This window comes from Stenotrophomonas sp. P2112, assembly GCF_041897515.1.
In the GTDB taxonomy this organism is placed as follows: Bacteria; Pseudomonadota; Gammaproteobacteria; order Xanthomonadales; family Xanthomonadaceae; genus Stenotrophomonas; species Stenotrophomonas sepilia.
Map to the genome: position 1 here is coordinate 4,063,734 of NZ_CP169216.1, position 18,215 is coordinate 4,081,948.

Below are 18,215 nucleotides of genomic sequence, written 5' to 3' on the forward strand. Positions count from 1 at the left end.
AACCCCGCGCTGCGCGCGTAGGCCGAGCATGGCTCGGCTCTACAGAACTACTTGGCCGACACCCGCCACACCACGTCGCCCACGTCGTCGGCCACCAGCAGCGCGCCCTCGGCGTCCATGGCCATGCCCACCGGTGCGCCCATCAGGGTCTTCTCGTCCTTTGAGGCGAAGCCGCTCACCACGGTCTGCGGGCGCCCGGTCGGCTTGCCGTCCTTGAACGGTACATACACCACTTCGTAGCCGCTCAGCGGCGAGCGGTCCCAGCTGCCGTGCTCGCCGATGAAGGCACCGCCGTGATACTGCGCCGGCAGTGCCTGGCCGGTGTAGAACAACAGGCCCAGCGGTGCCACGTGCGAGCCGATGGCGTAGTCCGGCACGATTGCCTTGGCCACCAGGTCCGGCCGCTGCGGCTGCACGCGTTCGTCCACGTGCTGCCCGTAGTAGCTGTAGGGCCAGCCGTAGAAGCCATCTTCCTTCACCGAGGTGAGGTAGTCAGGCACCAGGTCGGCACCGATCTCATCGCGTTCGTTTGCTACCGCCCACAGCTTCCCGGTACTCGGCTCCCAGTCCAGCCCGGTCGGATTGCGGATGCCCGAGGCGTAGATGCGGCTGCCGCGGGTGGCCACGTCCACTTCCAGCACCACCGCGCGGCGGTATTCGACGGCCAGGCCGTTCTCGGTGATGTTGCTGTTGGAGCCCACGCCCACATACAGCTTGCGGCCATCACGGCTGGCCAGCAGTTCCTTGGTCCAGTGGTGGTTGATGGTGCTGGGCAGGTCGGTGAACTCGCGGCCCTTGTCCGACATGCGGGTTTCGCCGGGCACGTAGTGGTACTGCATGATGTTGCCGGTGTTGGCCACGTACAGCGTGTCGCCGATCAGCTGGATGCCGAACGGCGAATGCAGGCCCTCGATGTAGACATGCTGGGTCCACGTGTTCGTTCCCGGCGTGCGGCGCAGCAGGGTGACCCGGTTCCCGCCCTTGCCGGCCTTGCCCGAGCGCGCTTTGACCTTGCCGGCAATCCACTGCTTGGGCGTGGTGACCGGTTCTTCGCCGGGGCCGTTGCCTTCCACCACCAGTACATCGCCATTGGGCAGGGTCAGCAGGCGCCGCGGATGCTGCAGGTTGGCGGCGATGCGCTCGATCTTCAGGCCCTCGGCCACCGTGGGGGTCTGCCCATCAGCCCAGCCGACGCCCTTGGGCACCTGCATCGGCGGCATCAGGAAGTTGGCCGGCTTGGGCAGCGGCGGCCGCGGGCCCGACTGGTCGGCGGGATGGTATTCAGCCTTGCCGGCGCAGGCCGACAGCATCACGGCCAGCGCCAGGGCGCCCACGGTGGGCAGGATGTGCTTAGCCATGACGACCTCCCTGCAGCACCGGCGGCTGCAGTGACAGCAGGATCAGGCCCAGGGCGATCAGGGCCACGGTCAACGCCGACAGGATCGTGCCCGGCACCGCAACGGCGTACGCATCGCGGCTGTGCACGAAGGCGTTCCAGATGGCCAGCACCACCGCGACCAGGTTGAGGAAGAAGTCGATGCGGTCGATGCGGGTGGCGGTACCGTTGCGGCGCCAGACCGCGAAGAGGTTGATCAGGCGCGGCACGATGGCGATCAGCAGGCCGAAGGTGATCAGCCAGGCAGCGGCCTTGCCCCACATCACCTCGGCGCTGTTGAGATAGATCGCGTCGAAGATCAGTGCGCCGACGAAGAAGCCGAAAGGTATCGGGTTCAACAGGCTGAACAGTGTGGTGCCGAGGCCGCGATGGGCCTGGGCGAGCGGATTGACCATCATCGTGCTCCGTGCGGAAGGGTGCACGGGCTGTAGTAGCACAGCCGCGTGTGAGGGGGCGCGATGATGCCCCGGCAGGACTGCCGCACCGGCCGGGCAGGCACCTCACTACGCGGGCTCGTCCTCGCGCACCTCGTGGAAGGGCAGCATCGTCTCGAAGCCGAATTCGTGTTCCATGCTGGTGCGGACCAGGCCGCCGATGGCGTAGCGGCTGGTGTTGGCATGCACGTCTATGCCACCGGGCCGCCACTCGGTGCGCAGATGCAGCGTCTCTGCGCGTCGCATGACGATCCGTTCCTCCTGCAGCAGTGCGCGACGGTGTTTCTTCATCAGCAGGCGCAGCGGTTTCACCGTGGTGATGCCGAAGGCTGCCAGCTCGGGCAACAACTCGGCAATATCGGCATCGTCGCCATAGTCGTGGCTGCGCGTATGCACGGACAGCACCACCTTGCGGATGGCGGCAACCGAGAGCGGAGTCTGGTCCGCGCGCGCACGGGCACGCTGGCGTGCGTTCTTCATGTGTGACTTCACTTGTATGTGATTACCCACGTTTCCCGTACCTCGAAGCAAGCGCGCGAAGATGGCGTGAAGGTATTCGCGTGACCTGTCATAACTTGACGTACTAAGCGATTGTGACGCAATTGGCACATTCGCACATTGCGGGTGTGAAGAGGTAGGGGGTTCTTCGTTGTGTCGCGTTTGGCTCGTTGCGATGGGGCAGTTCCGCCCCGCCGTCCTGCCATGCCGATTCACAACAGAAGGATTCGTGTATGAAGCGACACACGCAACGCACCGCGCCACCGCGCTCCGCGCGCCTGGCCCTCGCCACTGCCTTGGTACTGGGCAGCCTGGCCGTCACTGCCCAGGCCCAACAGGCCGATCCACTGGCGGCAATACAGTGGCACCTGCTCAACACCGGGCAGACGGTCCCGGCTGACACGCTGCCGGTGGCCGGCAACGATCTGAACGTGGATGGCCTGTTCCGCAACGGCATCCGCGGCCAGGGCGTCACCATCGCCATCGTCGATGATGGCCTGCAGATCGCGCATCCGGACCTGGCGGCCAACGTGGCCGCGGTGGCCGGCAAGAACTTCACCAATGGCTCGAACAACCCCACCCCGACCAACCCGGATGTCGACAACCACGGCACCATGGTCGGTGGCATCGCCGGCGCGGTGGGCGCCAACAACCTGGGCGTGCGCGGTGTGGCCCCGGCGGCGACGTTGAAGGGCTTCAACCCGATTTCGCGCTCGGCCCTGGGCAACCAGCAGAGCAACATCGAGTACACCTGGTGGGACGGCGCGGAATCGGCCGACGTGCAGGTGTTCAACAACAGCTGGGGCGCCGGCCCGGGCAATCCGAACCTGCCGCTGGCGTACAGCGAAAACACGATTCGTTCGTACGAGCAGGCACTGTCGGGCACGCGCGGTGGCCGCGGCGGCATCTACGTGAAGTCGGCCGGCAACAACTTCAACAATGCCTCGATCAGCCAGACCCAGGATGTCTGCACCACCGACACCAAGAACCGCAACACCGGCTGCGTGCCGGCCGGCCGCGATCCGCGCAACAACCTGTTCAACGTGATCACCGTGGGCGCGGTGCGCGCCGATGGCGTGCGCTCATCGTACTCCTCCACCGGCTCGGCCCTGTGGGTGTCGGCCTTTGGCGGTGAGTACGGCCTGCAGGCGCAGTACGCGCCCGGCCTGGTGGCACGCGCGTACGACCCGGCGATCGTCACCACCGACGTGACCGGATGCACCCAGGGCAGCAACAAGAACACCAACCGCCAGAACACACTGGACAGCAACCTGTCGGCCATCGACAGCACCTGCAACTACACCGCCAAGATGAACGGCACTTCGGCGTCGGCGCCGATGGTATCGGGCGTGGCGGCACTGGTGCTGGAAGCCAATCCGAACCTGTCCTATCGCGATGTGAAGTACATCCTGGCCACCACCGCCACCCGCAACCACCCGAACCAGCCGGCGGTGACGCTGGCCGACGGGCGCACGCTGGTGCCGGGCTGGACGGTGAATGCCGCCGGCCGTGCCTACAGCAACTGGTATGGCTTCGGCGTGGTCAACGCTGCACGTGCAGTGCAGGTGGCCGAGAACTTCCAGTCGCTCGGTGCACTGGTCGACAGCGGCTGGCGCACCACGACGCGTACCGTGGCCATCGGCAACACTTCGGCCGCCGCGGCACGCCTGACCTTCCAGTTGGCCAACGGCGCGCGCAACATCGAAAGCGTGCAGCTGGGCTTCCGGGTCAACCACCGCAACACGCGCCAGCTGCAGTTCGTGCTGGTGTCGCCCAGCGGCACCCGCAGCGTGGTGCAACCGGCGTTCACCGCGATCGGTTCGGGCACGGGTGGCGCGCAGAGCAACTTCACCAGCTGGGACCTGCTGTCCAGCAATGCCTTCCTGGATGAGAATGCCAGCGGCACCTGGACGCTGGAAGTGACCGACATGGGGCAGGCCGCGACCGCAGCTTCGCGCGGCAACCTCGAATTCTTCAAGATCCGCGTTCTGGGGCACTGATGATGAAGACCACCATTCTGTTGAGCACGCTCGCCCTCGCGGCGATGATCTCCCCTGCCTGGGCACAGAGCTCGGGGCAGACTCCTCCGGCCAGGACCCTGTCGACCGTGGATGCGCAGGAACTGAAGGCGTCCGCTACCGGCCGCTCGTTCGATGTAGGCGGGACGCGCTTCCAGCTGTCCCCCTCGGCCACGGTGAAGCAGGCCAGCGGCGGCCAGTTCACGATCACCCCGCAGGCGGCGGCGACCACCAGCTCGCGTACCAAGCGTTCGCTGGATGGCGCAGCGGCGGCACCTGCTGATGCCGGTGCCGGCAAGTTCGCGGCGGCGGTCTCCCGTGACGGCGCGCCGGTGGTGGCGACGTCGCGGGTCAAGGTGTTCTTCACCGATGCAGCCTCGGCCCAGCGCGCAGCCGCCGCCACTGGCGGTACCGTGGTGAAGGTCTCCAAGGCTTCAGGCCAGGCCATCGTGGAGTACCCGTCGGTGAACGCGGCGCTGGATGCGACCACCAGGCTGCTGTCCACCGCCGGTATCCGCGCGACCGAGCCGGACGTGGTGCAATGGGAAGAGACCAAGTAAGGCGTTGAGTGGTGCCCCTGGCCGGTTGGCTCTCCTGGCCGGCCGGGGGATTGGTGTGGGAGATGTGCCGACCAACGGTCGTTAACCACTCCCAATGTCGAAACCTGCATGGCCCCTCGCCGCGGACGGGCGATGATCGTGTAGAGCCGAGCCTATGCTCGGCTGCGTCCCGCAGTGAATGTCGCAATCGCTACATGGCACGAAATGCACCCTGCCCAATCCTGATGCCTCTCAATCAAGCCGGATACGCGGAAGAGGGCTGCACATTGGATGCCGTTATCACTGGCCATCAGTACGGTGCACTGGAAGGATTCGTTGCGGCGATATCCACACGAAACCGCAAGGCGCTGTCAGAACGGTTCCTTGTTCAAGAAGATGTCATCGAGGAGATCTTCGAAGCAATCAGCGACTACTTTGACGATGAGGTGAGCATCACAACTCCTCAGCGGAAAATGACATCCTTTCCCGGCAACGCACGCCCACTTGTAGATGCTTACTACACCAACGCCGGGACCGTTATTGTCGATTGCGTACTGCTCGCTGACGGAATTCCTGACGAAGCAATCCTTCATGTCGAGTTCGTGGATGACTCCGACCGTCTCCACTATCGATACATCGGCTCTTGACGCTGTGGGTCAGCCGATACTCAGTCGGGGCGGGTCGCGGTGAGCCGAGCATGGGCTCGGCTCTACAGCTGTGCCAACCAAGGTTGGCACCTACCAAGAGCAGATCCAGACGTGCCAACCCACCAGGAGCAGTGGTCGGCACCCGCCGGCGTCAGCGGGCGGCGAACGCGTCGCTGTGCTTGCGGCTGCAGCTGGCCAGTGCGTCGTTACCTGCCGCTGGATGGGCCGGTTCCAGCAGCAGGCGCTGCACGTCCGAGAACAGCTTGTCCACCGGCATGCCGTAGGGTGCGAACAAGCGCAGGCGGCCCTGGCGGTCGAACACGTAGCCACCGGCGATGTGGCTCATGGTGTAGGTATCCGGTACCTGGCCGGGCTCCTTTTCGTAGAACGCCTTGAAGTCGCTGGCCATCGCCGCCAGCTGTGCTTCGTTGCCGACCAGCGCGATTGCCTTGGGATCGAAGGCTTCCACATAGGTGCGCGCAACCTCCGGCGTATCCCGCGCCGGGTCGACGCTGACGAACACCACCTGCAGCTGGTCGGCATCCCTGCCCATCAGGTGCTTGACCTGGCTCAGCTCGACCATGGTGGTCGGGCACACGTCCGGGCAGCTGGTGAAGCCGAAGAACAGATAGGTCACCTGGCCCTGCAGGTCCTTCGGGCCACGCACGGTGCCGTGGCTGTCGGGCATCGACCACTGCTGGCCAAGTTCTTCGCAGGCAATGTCCTTGGAATAGAAGTCCATGCGCGACTGCGCACTGCAGCCGGCCAGCAGGCAGAGCAGCAGGCCTGCGGCCAGCCGCAGGCCACGATGGGGGAACGCAATGCCTTTCACGGTTCGCAGGCTCAGTTGATCATCATGTGGTAGTGCATGCTCCAGATGATCCACACCGACAGCGCGACGATGATGAACAGGATCACCAGGGTGAACACGAAGCTGGCCAGGTTCCAGCCGCCTTCGGACTTGCGGTCCATGTGCAGGAAATAGACCAGCTGCACCAGGATCTGTGCCACCGCGAAGCCGACCAGCAGGAACAGCGTGAGCGGCCGCGACAGCACCGGGTTCATCACCAGCGCGAACGGCACCACGGTCAGCAGCGCGCACAGCACGAAACCGATCAGGTAGGACTTGGTGGAGCCGTGCGCATTGCCGGCGCGCGAGGTTTCGACGTGGGCCATGTCAGAAGGCTCCGATCAGGTAGACGAAGGTGAAGACGCAGATCCACACCAGGTCCAGGAAGTGCCAGAACAGGCTCAGGCACGAAACGCGGGTGATGTTGGTCGGGGTCAGGCCACGGCGGTAGACCTGGTGCATGACCACCGCCATCCAGATCAGGCCGCTGGCGACGTGCAGGCCGTGGGTGGCGACCAGCGCAAAGAACGCCGACAGGTAGGCACTGGTGCTCGGGCCTGCGCCTTCGTGGATCAGGTGCGAGAACTCGTAGATTTCCATGCCGATGAACGAGGCACCGAGCACGAAGGTCACGCCCAGCCAGCGCAGCACCGCCGACGCATCGTGGCGATGCATCGCCAGCACGGCCTGGCCGTAGGTGATGCTGGACACAAGCAGCAGGAAGGTCTCGGCCATCACGAACGGCAACGAGAACAGCTCCTTGCCGGTGGGGCCGCCGGCATAGGCGGTGCTGAGCACCGCATACGAGGCGAACAGCGAACCGAACAGCACCAGGTCGGACATGAGGTAGACCCACATGCCGAACACCTTCATGCCGCCCTGCTCGTGGCTGTGGTCGTGTTCGTGGTGGTCCTCGTGCGCCTGCGTGTCGCTGGCCAGCTCGGGGCGGGTCAACAGGTTCATGCGCGTACCTCCTTCAGCTTGGCAAGGTTGGCCGCTTCAGTGCGCGCCACCTCTTCGGAACTGACGTAGTAGTCCACGTCCTCGTCGTAGGACCGCACGATCAGGGTGACGATCATCGCGATGAAGCTGGCCGCGGCCATCCACCAGATGTGCCAGACCAGGGCGAAGCACAGCACCAGGATCCAGATGTTGAGGATCAGCGGCACGCCGGTGTTCTTCGGCATGTGGATCGGCGCGTACTTCTTCGGCGGCGGCGGCAGGCCGCGCTTCTTCGCTTCATGGAAGGCGTCCAGTTCGTCGGCCTTGGGCACCACGGCGAAGTTGTAGAACGGCGGCGGCGACGGCGTGGCCCATTCCAGCGTGCGTGCGTTCCACGGGTCGCCGGTCAGGTCCAGGTTGCGCTTGCGGTCGCGCACGCTCACGTAGATCTGCACCAGCATCAGGATGATGCCCGCGAACACGAACAGCGCGCCGATGAAGGCGGCGATCAGGTACGGCGTCCACGCCGGGTTGTCGTACTGGTTCATGCGGCGGGTCATGCCCATGAAGCCCAGCATGTACAGCGGCATGAAGGCCAGGTAGAAGCCGATCACCCAGCAGGCGAACGACCATTTGCCCAGGCGCTCGTTGAGGGTGAAGCCGAACACCTTCGGGAACCAGTAGGCGAAGCCGGCCAGGTAGCCGAACAGCGCACCGCCGATGATGGTGTTGTGGAAGTGCGCGACCAGGAACAGGCTGTTGTGCAGCAGGAAGTCCGCGCCCGGAATGGCCAGCAGCACGCCGGTCATGCCACCGATGGTGAAGGTGACCAGGAAGGCGATGGTCCACAGCATCGGCACACTGAACTCAACGCGGCCACCGTACATGGTGAACAGCCAGGTGAAGATCTTCACGCCGGTGGGAATGGCGATGATCATCGTCATGATGCCGAAGAAGGCGTTGACGCTGGCACCGGAACCCATGGTGAAGAAGTGGTGCAACCAGACGATGAACGACAGGATGCCGATCGCCAGCGTTGCACCGACCATCGACTTGTAGCCGAACAGCTTCTTGCGCGCGAACGTGGCGGTGACTTCAGAGAAGATGCCGAACGCCGGCAGCACCAGGATGTACACCTCCGGATGGCCCCAGGCCCACACCAGGTTCACGTACATCATCGGGTTGCCACCCAACGTGTTGGTGTAGAAGTTGAAGTCCAGGTAGCGGTCCAGGGTGAGCGCGCCCAGCGCCACGGTCAGGATCGGGAAGGCGGCGATGATGATCACGCTGGTGACCAGCACGGTCCAGGTGAACACCGGCATCTTCATCAGAGTCATGCCCGGCGCACGCATGCGCAGGATGGTGATGAACAGGTTGACGCCGGTCAGCAAGGTGCCGATGCCCGAAGCCTGCAATGCCCAGATGTAGTAGTCCACGCCCACGCCTGGACTGAACTCGATGCCCGACAGCGGCGGATAAGCCACCCAGCCGGTCATGGCGAATTCGCCAACGCCCAGCGAGATCATCATCAGCGCTGCGCCGACCACGAAGATCCAGAAGCTGAAGGCGTTGAGGAACGGGAACGCCATGTCGCGAGCGCCGATCTGCAGCGGCACGATGATGTTCATCAGGCCGACCACGAACGGGGTGGCCACGAAGAAGATCATGATCACGCCGTGCGCGGTGAAGATCTGGTCGTAGTGCTCCGGTGGCAGGAAGCCATCACTGCCCGGCCCGGCCGCCGCCAGCTGCGCGCGCATCATCAGCGCATCGGCGAAGCCACGCACCAGCATGACCAGCGCCACCACCACGTACATGATGCCGATCTTCTTGTGGTCCACGGTGGTGAACCAGTCACGCCACAACGGGCCCCACAGCTTGAAGTACGTCACCGCGCCAAGCAGCGCGAGGCCACCCAGCACCATGGCCACCAATGTGACCACGACGATCGGCTCGTGCAGCGGCACGGCCTCCCACGTCAATTTACCCAACATGTTCGTTACTCCTGGGAAACCTGGGCACCGCCGGCAGCGCCCGCCGGGGTAGCCGCAGCGGTGTTCTCACCGACGCCGATGAACTGGTCGATGACCTTCTTGAACAGCAGCGGTTCAACACTGGAGAAGTGCTGCACCGGTGCGTTCTTCGACGGCGCGGCCAGCGCCTTGAACTGCGCGAAGCTGAGCGCGTCCGGCGCGCTGCGCACCTCGGCCACCCAGCGCTCGAAGTCTTCGTTGCTGCTGGCGGTCGCAATGAACTTCATGTTCGAGAAGCCATGCCCGCTGTAGTTGCCGGACATGCCACGGAACTGGCCAGGCTCGTTGGCGATCAGGTGCAGCTGCGTGCGCATGCCCGCCATCGCGTAGATCTGCCCGCCCAGCTGCGGGATGAAGAAGGTATTCATCGTCGAGTTGGAGGTGATGTTGAACGCCAGCGGGCGGTTGGCCGGGAAGTTGAGCTGGTTGACCGTGGCGATGCCCAGGTCCGGGTACACGAACACCCACTTCCAGTCGGTGGCGATCACGTCCACGTGCAGCGGTTCACCGGCCACGTCCAGCGGCTTGTACGGGTCCAGCTCGTGGGTCGACTTCCACACGATCACTGCCAGGCCGGCAATGATCAGCAGCGGCACGCCCCAGACCACGATTTCCACCTTGGTGGAGTGCGACCAGTCCGGCGTGTATTTCGCTTGGGTGTTGCCGGCGCGGAAGCGCCAGGCGAATACGAAGGTCAGCACAATGGCCGGTATCACCACGATCAGCATCAGGCCGATGCAGATCAGGATCAGGTCGCGCTGGGCGAGCCCGACCATGCCCTTCGAATCCAGCAGCACCCAGTCACAGCCCGACAGGCCGACGCAGGCCAGGGCGACCAGCGCCAGGCGGATGCGGTTCCAGCAGATATTCATTGGAGGTCAACCCTGTTGAAGAAGCGCGCTTGACCGGCTCGCCTGCGCGCAGCGCCCGGGCGTGGAGCGGCTACACTGTGGGTACGAGGTCGCCTACAAGAGGGCGAACCACTCCAATCAAGCCCATACAAGATACATCATTGTATGGACTTGTGCACCTGCACGTATGGAAAAACCTGACCGATGACGCCACCTGCCGCCGGCCGCCGCCTGAAACACCCCAATCGCACCTGGGTTCGCCCTTTCCGCGAGGGCGCCGGCCCGCTCTACCTGCAGATTGCCCAGCAGGTGCGCGAGGCGGTGGATGACGGCGTGCTGCGCCCGGGCGACCGCCTGCCGCCGCAGCGCGACCTGGCCCAGCAGGTGGGCGTGGACCTGACCACGGTTACCCGGGCGTTCGCCGAGCTGCGCCAGGCCGGCCTGCTCGACGCGCAGGGCGCCGGCGGCACCTTCATCGCGCTGTCGGCCGGAAACCGCAGCACCTCGGTGGACCTGAGCATGAACATCCCGCCGCTGCTGGGCAGCGCGCCGTTCGCACAGGGCATGGAGGCCGGTTTCCAGCACGTCGGGCAGCAGCTGGGCCAGGGCGAACTGATGAGCTACCACGTCGGCGCCGGTACCCGCGAGGACCGCGCCGCCGCGGTGCAGTGGCTGGCGCCGATGCTGGGCACGGTGGGCGCCGACCAGGTGGTGATCTGTCCCGGTGCGCAGACCGCGCTGTGTGCACTGATCCTGGCCTGCACCCAGCCGGGCGAGCTGATTGCCGCCGAGCAGCTGACCTACCCGGGCCTGCTGGCCGCCGCGCGCGTGCTGCAGCGGGGTGTGGTGCCGGTGGCGATGGACGCCGAAGGCATGCTGCCCGATGCGCTGGAAGAAGCCTGCCAGCTGCGCCGCCCGCGCCTGCTGTACCTGGTACCGACCATCCAGAACCCGACCACGGCAACGATGTCGGCACAACGCCGGCAGGCCCTGTTGGCGGTCGCCAAGCGCCATGATCTGACCGTGATCGAAGACGATCCCTACTGGTTGCTGGCCGGGGACGCCGCACCGCCGCTGGCCGCCCACCGCGACGCCGGCTGCCCGGTGTATTACATCTCCACCCTGTCCAAGTGCCTGGCACCGGGCCTGCGCACCGCCTACCTGGTGGTGCCGGCCGGCGAACCGATGGAACCGGTGCTGGACGCCCTGCGTGCGATCGCGCTGATGCCGACCCAGTCGATGGTGGCGGTGGCCTCGCAGTGGATCCGCAGCGGCAAGGCCCAGGACATGGTGCAGCGCTTCCAGCAGGAGCTGCGCGAGCGCCAGGCGATTGCTGCGCAGTACTTGCCGTCCCGTGCCCAGGCCCATCCGGCCGGCCTGCATGTGTGGCTGCCGCTGCCGCCACGGCTGGACCAGTACCGGCTGATCCAGGCCGCGCAGGAACAGGGGCTGGGCATCGCCAGTTCCGACGCCTTCAGCGTGGAAGAACCGCCTCCGGGCAACGCGATCCGCCTGTCACTGGGCGGCGCGGTCGACCAGGGCGCGCTGGCCGGGGCGCTGGCCAAGCTGAATGAAATCCTGTCTGAAGCCCCCGAGGCCCGGCACAACGCCATCGTCTGAACCGGACGCATGGCCCCACATCCATACAAAATGATATTTTGTATGCAATGTATGGATGAAGGGACGTGCCTCGATGCGCGCGGAGAAACTGAAGTTCCACCTGGTGATGGCCGGCTGCGGTGGCTTTGTGGTGTTGATGCTGGCTGTGCTGGCCTGGGTCTGCCTGCAGCCGCAGACCGTGGATGTGCAGGCCGCCGAACGCCACGCCATCGAGCAATGCGTGCAGCGCAGCGAGGATCCGTCGCGTAGCGAGATCCAGCGCCGGGCGCAGGCCGATTCCTGCCGCGAGATGCGCAAGCAGTACGTACACAAGTTCGGCGGGGACGCGTCCTGATGGGCGCAGCCGCGCCGCGTCGCCGCTGGTTGCTGCCGACGATGATCGCCCTCGCCTGCCTGTTCATGGCCGGCGTGGCGGCGGCGCTGTGGCAGTACTTCGGCTACAGCGCGCAGTCCACGTTCACCGAACAGGCCATCGTCTTCGACGACTCGCAGCTGCGCCTGCCGGCCGATCTGGCCGGTAATACCGGCCGCATCCGCGTGGTGCATTTCTGGGACCCGGCCTGCGGCGTGTGCAACCGCGAGACTGGTGCGCACCTGAGCTACCTGATCAGCATGTACCGCCGCGCCGGCATCGACTTCTACGCGATCCGTCGCCCTGGCACGCAGGGCGAACTGCCCGAGCCGCTGCGCAACAAGGTAATCAACCTGCCGACCATCGATGGCATCGAGCACATTCCGGCCAGCCCTGCCGTGGCGATCTGGGACCGGCAGGGCCATCTGGCCTACGCCGGGCCGTACAGCATCGGCATGGTCTGCAACTCGGCCAACAGTTTCGTCGAACCGCTGCTGGACAGACTGGTGCGCGGCGAATCCGTGCGCCCGAAAGGACTGCTTGCCGTGGGCTGTTACTGCCCGTGGCAGGCCAAGCGCTGAGGACGCGCAATGACATCACTGGCTCTGGGTGGCGTGGCCGCCGCAAACAACAACGGCGGTCACCTGTCCGAACCGACCGATGGTTATGGACAGGCTCCCGCCGTTGGAAGCAACGATACGCCCCGACATGCTCCGTACATGCCGCGACCGGATGTCGCAGCGCGCGAATGGGTGCAGGACGTGCTCGCGCACAACGGGCCGATCTATCTGCGCATCGTCAATTCGCTGGAGCGCACGGTGCGTCGCGGTGGTCTTGCACCGGGGCAGCGCCTTCCCTCACAGCGCGCGTTGGCGCAGCAGCTCGGCGTCGACCTGACCACGGTAACGCGGGCATTCGATGAAGCGCGCAAGCGCGGCCTGATCGAAGCGCGTGGGCCACAAGGCAGTTTCATCGCACCGCCCAAGGCTGGCTTCGACCAGGTGGTGGACCTGAGCATGAACGTGCCACCGGTACCCGATGCCGACGCGCTGGCCGAGACCCTGCGCCGCGGCGCCGCCGCCGTGCTTGCGCGCAGCAATGCACCGAACCTGATGACCTACCACCTGGGCGGCGGTAACCCGACCGACCGCCATGCGGCAGCGCGCTGGCTGCAACCGATGCTGGGCACGGTGGACGATGCCTGCCTGCTACTGACCGAAGGCGCCCAGGTGGCGCTGGCCGCGATCCTGCTCAGCCAGGGCCGCGATGGCGACGCGATCCTGTGCGATGCGCTGGTCTATCCGGGCCTGCTGCAGGCCGCAGCGGCGCTTGGCCGGCGGCTGTTGCCGGTGGACTGCGACGAACACGGCATGTGCCCTGAAGCGCTGCTGCGGCAGGCACGCGGGAGTGGCGCGCGGCTGCTCTATCTCAACCCCACCTGCCAGAACCCGACCGCGCTGACGTTGCCGTTGCAGCGGCGCGAAGCGCTGGCGCGTGTGCTGGAGAGTGAAGGCCTACTGGCGATCGAGGATGATCCGTACTGGCACCTTGCCGAAGAGGCGCCGATACCCCTGGCGATGCTGGCACCGCGCCATGTGTTCCATGTGGCGACGCTGTCGAAGGTGATCAGCCCGGGCCTGCGCACCGCCTTCGTGCGCTGCCCGAGTGCCGCGCATGCCGAGGCGATGACCGCCGCGCTGCGGGCGACGCGGCTGATGGGCCATCCATTGGTGTCGGCGCTGGCCAGCCAACTGTTGCTGGATGGTTCGGCACAATCGCTGCTGGCGCAGGTGCGTGCCGAGGCGCGCGAGCGCGTGCGCATGGCCCGCTGCCTGCTGGCGCCGTCGCTGCTGCTGCGCGCCGAAGGCCTGCACGCCTGGTGCAGGGTACCAGCGCCATGGACCGACGCCACGCTGGTGCGTACCGCGCAGCTGCAGGGGCTGGCCATCGCTCCTTCATCGGCGTTCTGTCCGCCCGGGGTGCAGCATCAGCACGGCGTGCGGCTGTCGTTGGGGCTGGCGGCGGACCGACGGCAGCTGGAGAGCGCGTTGCGGCGGATTGACCGGTTGTTGTTGTCGGACGCGCTGCCGGCGATCGAGCGGTAGCCCTGGTAGTGCCGGCCGCTGGCCGGCAACGGCGTGCACGGATCATGAGGTTGCCGGCCAGCGGCCGGCACTACCCCAATGCCACCAGCGCCTGTACCAGCACATCCATCTGCGCCGGTCGGGTGAACACCGACGGTGTCACCCGCACGCAGGCACCCGACTCCAGGCCATCGCGATGGGTGGTGAAGATCCGATGCTCATCCAGCAAGCGCTTCTGCAGTGCCTGATTCTGTTCTACCGAGGTGCGCCCGCGCAGGCGGAAGCTGGCCAATGCGCTGGCCAGCGCCGGATCAGGCGACGACAGCACTTCGATATGCGCCATCTGCCGCGCAGGCACGGTCCAGCGCTCGCGCAGGTAGCGCAGGCGCGCCTGCTTGTTGGCTGCGCCGATGCGCTGGTGCAGCGCGATCGCTTCCGGCAGCGCCAGGTAAGCGGCGAAGTTGACCGTACCGGTGTGCACACGACTGCCCACGCGGCCATCGTCGGTCTCGCCCATGTACGGGTCCAGGTCCGCAACGCGGCCCTTGCGCACATACATCGCGCCGACGCCGACCGGCGCACCGATCCACTTATGCAGGTTGATGCCGACGAAATCAGACTTCAGCTGCGGCACCGCGTAGTCGATCTGGCCAAACCCGTGTGCTGCATCAACGATCACGTCGATGCCGCGTGCGCGCGCACGTTCAGCGATTTCGGCCACCGGCAGCACCAGCCCATGGCGATGGCTGACCTGGGTCAGCAGCACCAGTTTCAGGCGTGGCAGCCGCGCGAACGCGGCCTCGTAGGCCTGCAGGATCTGCGCATGGTCGGGCACGGCCGGCAGCGCGATGCGCTCGACCTGCACGCCGCGGCGCTGCTGCAGCCAGCGCATCGCGCCGATCATGCTGTCGTAGTCGATGTCGGCGTACAGCACCTGGTCGCCAGGCTGCAGGCGGTTGTAGCCGCCGATCAGCGCCAGCATCGCCTCGGTGGCACCGCGGGTGAGTGCGATCTCGTCGGCGCCCACGCCCAGCAGTTCGGCCACCTGCCGCTGCACCGCCATGTACTGCGCCGGGAACTCACGGCGGCCATACCAGGCATTGCCTCGGTTCACTTCCGCGGTGTGGCGCTGGTAGCTGGCCAGCGTCTGGCGGCCCATCGCGCCCCAGTAGCCGTTCTCCAGATGGTTCACTTCGTCGGTGACATCGAAGTGGCTGGCCACGGCGGCCCAGTAGTTTTCATCGCGGGCCAGCACGTCCGGCGCCACGGTCGTTGCGGGAATCTGCATGGACGCAGCGTAACGCGTGGCAGCCATGGCCGGCAGTGAAGAAAGTGCGGCTGCGGCCGGCAGCAAGGTGCCGGCACGCAACAGGGAACGGCGGGCCGGGTCCATCAGAAGCTCAGCCGGTACTGCGCGTACAGATTGGCACCGTCGGTGTCATAGGGCGCGTTGCGCGAGTAGACCAGGCCGCGGCTGGCCTGGAAGGTGGCTTCGTCCGGATAGCGGTCGAATACGTTGTCGGCCCCCACACGCAGGCTGTGATGTTCGTTGATGCGATAGCCGACGGCCAGGTCGAGGAAGCTCATCGCGCCGAAGCGCTGGTAGATATCGCCCACTGCATTGCCGCTGGAATCGGTCCAGGCGCCGTAGTAGCGCATGCGTGCCATCAGCGACCAGGCGCCGATGTCCCAGCTTCCGGTCAGGCTGCCCTTGTGCTCGGGCAGGCGATCCTCGAACAGCACGCGCTGGGTCTCGTTGGTGGCCACCGAGGTGCTGCCATTGTCCACGCGGGTGCGGTTGTAGTTGTAGGCCAGGGTCAGCGTCATGCGGCCGGCGCCGAGGTCGCGCAGGTAGTTGCCGACCACGTCCACCCCGGTGGTGGTGGTATCGAAGTCGTTGGTGAAATAGTTCACCGAGGTATAGCCCAGCGGATTGGGCGTACCGGCCGGAATGGCGAAACTGGCCGACTGGCTGAAGCGGTCGCTGAGCTTGATCTGGTAGACATCCACCGAGCCGGACAGGCCCAGGTCGGTGCGCCAGGTCAGGCCCAGCGACGCGGTCCGCGATTCTTCCGGCTTCAGCGGCCTGGCGCCGAGCAGCTGCGCCAGCGGATCGTTCGGCGACAGGCGGCCACTGGTGAAGATCTGCAGCGTGCGCGTATCCAACCCCTGGGTGGTGCTGGTGGTGTTGAGCTGCGCCGGCGTCGGTGCACGGAAGCCGCTGGACACGGTGCCGCGCAGGGCCACGTCCGGGGTGATCGCGAAGCGCGCCGAGAGCTTGCCGTCCAGCGTGCTGCCGAAGCTGGAGAAGTCCTCGTAGCGGCTGGCCGCACCGATGCTCCAGCGCTCGCCCAGCGGCACTTCCATGTCCACGTAGGCGGCCCTGCTGCGCTGGCTCCACTGCCCGGCCTGGCTGGCCGAGAAGCCGGGCGCGCCATTGGAATTTGCCTCCAGGCCTGCAGCCGCGCCAGGACCCACGGCGTACGAGGCGGGGTCACCGGCACGCACCTGATAGGTCTCCTGGCGGAACTCGCCACCGAAGGCGACGTTGACCGGCTGGGACAGCGCGGCCACGTCCCACTCGTAGTTGAAGTCTGCGTTGGCGTTCTTCTCGGTCTGGGTCAGGCGGCCAAGATCGAACGCGGTCGGGCTGGCCGGGCCGAGCGAGGCATTGATCGAGTTCTTCAAGCTGTAGTCGATGGCGTTGCGGCCATACGAGGCGCTGACATCCCAGCGCAGCTTGGGCGTGATCTCGCCGCGCAGGCCACCGACCAGCTGCAGGTCGTTCTGCGTGTTGCCGTACTGCGGGCTGAAGCCCACCGGATAGATCGAGCGCAGGTTCCAGCCCGGGAAGATGGCGGTGGTGCGGTACGCACCGGTGGTAGTGTCCGGATTGCGCCAGTTGAAATCACTGACGCCATCGCTGTGGCTGTACAGGCCGAAGGCATAGAACTCCAGCGTCTCGCTGGCATGGGCCTTCACGTTGAAGCCGACGCGGCGGCTTTCCAGTTCCGGCTGGCCCCAGCGCTGCACCGGATTGGGCACGTCCAGCTCCGGATGTGCAGCCTGGAAGGCGATCGCATCCGGGCGCTGGCGCGTGCGCGAGGTGGCGTCTGAGTTGGACGATTCGGCGAACAGCACCAGGCTGCCATAGTCGCCCAGCGACCAGCCGGTGCGCGCACTGAAATCGCGCGAGGCACCGTCGCCCTGCGCGTACTGCGAATAGCCGGCGGTGATCTCGGTGCCGGGCCCCTCTTCGAGGATGATGTTGATGACACCGGCGATGGCATCCGAGCCGTACTGCGCCGACGCGCCATCACGCAGCACCTCGATGCGCTTGATCGCGCTGGTGGGAATCTGTGCCAGATCAGCCGCCTGCGCACCGCGGTTGCCGAGCAGCGCGCTGCGATGGAAGCGGCGACCGTTGACCAGCACCAGGGTCTGGTCCGGCGACAGGCCACGCAGCGTGGCCGGACGCACGAACACCTGGCCGTCCGCCATCGGCAGGCGCTGCACCACGAACGACGGCACCAGCTGGGCCAGCACGTCCTTCAGGTCGGTGGATTCGACGGACGTGATGTCTTCCTTGCTGAACACGTCCACCGGCGCCAGCGTTTCGAACTGGGTGCGGTTGGACGCGCGGGTACCGGTGACCAGCATCGCGTCGAGCTGGGTGGGCGCGGCGCGGCTGCCGCCGGCGGCATCGACCGCATCGGCTTCCGCTGCGATCGCGCCTCCTGCGCTGGCCATGGAAAGGGCAAGGAGGATGGAACGCGAAAGCTTCGAACGATGCACGGCAGGGCTCCGGGAGGACGCGACAGGGCCAGCACCTGTGCGCACACAACAGGCCTGGACAAGGCGCGCAGTCTCGGCGCGATGTGTGAAGGAGGCATGACGTCAGTACGACAGCTTGAATCCGCACAGGCGCAAGAACTGCTAAACGCCGCGCCT

17 protein-coding genes are annotated in these 18,215 nt (G+C 66.1%); 7 read left to right on the top strand and 10 right to left on the bottom strand.

What is annotated here, in order from left to right; all coding sequences use genetic code 11:
- Positions 1-47: 47 nt before the first annotated feature.
- The 3 genes from ACEPA4_RS18740 to ACEPA4_RS18750 form a co-directional block, all read right to left on the bottom strand.
- Positions 48-1,358: a sorbosone dehydrogenase family protein gene (locus ACEPA4_RS18740; protein ID WP_262090155.1), complete on the bottom strand. Its 1,311-nt coding sequence runs from the start codon at positions 1,356-1,358 to the stop codon at positions 48-50.
- Positions 1,351-1,791 carry a DUF2231 domain-containing protein gene (locus tag ACEPA4_RS18745; RefSeq protein ID WP_041863928.1) on the bottom strand — a complete coding sequence of 147 codons (441 nt, stop codon included), beginning with the start codon at positions 1,789-1,791 and terminating at the stop codon, positions 1,351-1,353. The genes ACEPA4_RS18740 and ACEPA4_RS18745 overlap by 8 nt, the downstream gene beginning before the upstream one ends.
- 108 nt (positions 1,792-1,899) lie before the next feature.
- A complete protein-coding gene (locus ACEPA4_RS18750; RefSeq protein ID WP_138953527.1) occupies positions 1,900-2,310 on the bottom strand; it encodes a hypothetical protein in 411 nt (136 codons plus the stop codon).
- Positions 2,311-2,561: 251 nt separating this feature from the next.
- Between ACEPA4_RS18750 and ACEPA4_RS18755 the strand changes: the two genes are divergently transcribed.
- The 3 genes from ACEPA4_RS18755 (at position 2,562) to ACEPA4_RS18765 (ending at position 5,532) form a co-directional block, all read left to right on the top strand.
- A complete protein-coding gene (locus ACEPA4_RS18755; RefSeq protein ID WP_262090156.1) occupies positions 2,562-4,328 on the top strand; it encodes a S8 family serine peptidase in 1,767 nt (588 codons plus the stop codon).
- Positions 4,328-4,906 carry a DNA breaking-rejoining protein gene (locus tag ACEPA4_RS18760; RefSeq protein WP_206620751.1) on the top strand — a complete coding sequence of 193 codons (579 nt, stop codon included), beginning with the start codon at positions 4,328-4,330 and terminating at the stop codon, positions 4,904-4,906. Before ACEPA4_RS18755 ends, ACEPA4_RS18760 begins: the two co-directional genes overlap by 1 nt.
- A gap of 194 nt (positions 4,907-5,100) precedes the next feature.
- Positions 5,101-5,532, top strand: a complete 432-nt coding sequence (locus tag ACEPA4_RS18765; protein ID WP_262090157.1) for a hypothetical protein — start codon at positions 5,101-5,103, stop codon at positions 5,530-5,532.
- Between the two features lie 151 nt (positions 5,533-5,683).
- Here ACEPA4_RS18765 and ACEPA4_RS18770 read toward each other — a convergent pair whose 3' ends face one another.
- From ACEPA4_RS18770 to cyoA, 5 genes are read right to left on the bottom strand one after another with little or no spacing between them, the layout of a single operon-like run.
- Positions 5,684-6,364 carry an SCO family protein gene (locus ACEPA4_RS18770; RefSeq protein WP_262090159.1) on the bottom strand — a complete coding sequence of 227 codons (681 nt, stop codon included), beginning with the start codon at positions 6,362-6,364 and terminating at the stop codon, positions 5,684-5,686.
- 11 nt (positions 6,365-6,375) lie between these two features.
- On the bottom strand, positions 6,376-6,708 hold the full coding sequence (cyoD, locus tag ACEPA4_RS18775) for a cytochrome o ubiquinol oxidase subunit IV (RefSeq protein WP_005411473.1): 333 nt from the start codon (positions 6,706-6,708) through the stop codon (positions 6,376-6,378).
- 1 nt (position 6,709) lies between these two features.
- Positions 6,710-7,345, bottom strand: coding sequence for a cytochrome o ubiquinol oxidase subunit III (gene cyoC / locus ACEPA4_RS18780; protein WP_005420033.1), 636 nt, complete (start codon positions 7,343-7,345; stop codon positions 6,710-6,712).
- Complete coding sequence (gene cyoB / locus ACEPA4_RS18785; protein ID WP_138953524.1) at positions 7,342-9,318, bottom strand: cytochrome o ubiquinol oxidase subunit I; 1,977 nt, start codon at positions 9,316-9,318, stop codon at positions 7,342-7,344. The genes cyoC and cyoB overlap by 4 nt, the downstream gene beginning before the upstream one ends.
- A gap of 5 nt (positions 9,319-9,323) precedes the next feature.
- Positions 9,324-10,229 carry a ubiquinol oxidase subunit II gene (gene cyoA / locus ACEPA4_RS18790; RefSeq protein ID WP_005420037.1) on the bottom strand — a complete coding sequence of 302 codons (906 nt, stop codon included), beginning with the start codon at positions 10,227-10,229 and terminating at the stop codon, positions 9,324-9,326.
- 183 nt (positions 10,230-10,412) lie between these two features.
- Between cyoA and ACEPA4_RS18795 the strand changes: the two genes are divergently transcribed.
- The 4 genes from ACEPA4_RS18795 to ACEPA4_RS18810 are packed head-to-tail and all read left to right on the top strand — an operon-like array spanning position 10,413 to position 14,285.
- Complete coding sequence (locus tag ACEPA4_RS18795) at positions 10,413-11,828, top strand: PLP-dependent aminotransferase family protein (protein ID WP_065179383.1); 1,416 nt, start codon at positions 10,413-10,415, stop codon at positions 11,826-11,828.
- A 55-nt stretch (positions 11,829-11,883) separates the two neighbouring features.
- Positions 11,884-12,162, top strand: a complete 279-nt coding sequence (locus ACEPA4_RS18800) for a hypothetical protein (RefSeq protein ID WP_231109129.1) — start codon at positions 11,884-11,886, stop codon at positions 12,160-12,162.
- Positions 12,162-12,761: a DUF6436 domain-containing protein gene (locus ACEPA4_RS18805; protein ID WP_053497371.1), complete on the top strand. Its 600-nt coding sequence runs from the start codon at positions 12,162-12,164 to the stop codon at positions 12,759-12,761. Before ACEPA4_RS18800 ends, ACEPA4_RS18805 begins: the two co-directional genes overlap by 1 nt.
- A 9-nt stretch (positions 12,762-12,770) precedes the next feature.
- Complete coding sequence (locus ACEPA4_RS18810; RefSeq protein WP_279945771.1) at positions 12,771-14,285, top strand: PLP-dependent aminotransferase family protein; 1,515 nt, start codon at positions 12,771-12,773, stop codon at positions 14,283-14,285.
- A 70-nt stretch (positions 14,286-14,355) separates the two neighbouring features.
- Here the strand turns inward: ACEPA4_RS18810 and ACEPA4_RS18815 are convergent, their stop codons facing one another.
- Both ACEPA4_RS18815 and ACEPA4_RS18820 read right to left on the bottom strand, forming a co-directional pair.
- Positions 14,356-15,657, bottom strand: a complete 1,302-nt coding sequence (locus tag ACEPA4_RS18815; RefSeq protein WP_374082914.1) for an aminotransferase class V-fold PLP-dependent enzyme — start codon at positions 15,655-15,657, stop codon at positions 14,356-14,358.
- A complete protein-coding gene (locus ACEPA4_RS18820) occupies positions 15,657-18,059 on the bottom strand; it encodes a TonB-dependent receptor plug domain-containing protein (protein ID WP_374082915.1) in 2,403 nt (800 codons plus the stop codon). The genes ACEPA4_RS18815 and ACEPA4_RS18820 overlap by 1 nt, the downstream gene beginning before the upstream one ends.
- Positions 18,060-18,215: the final 156 nt, after the last annotated feature.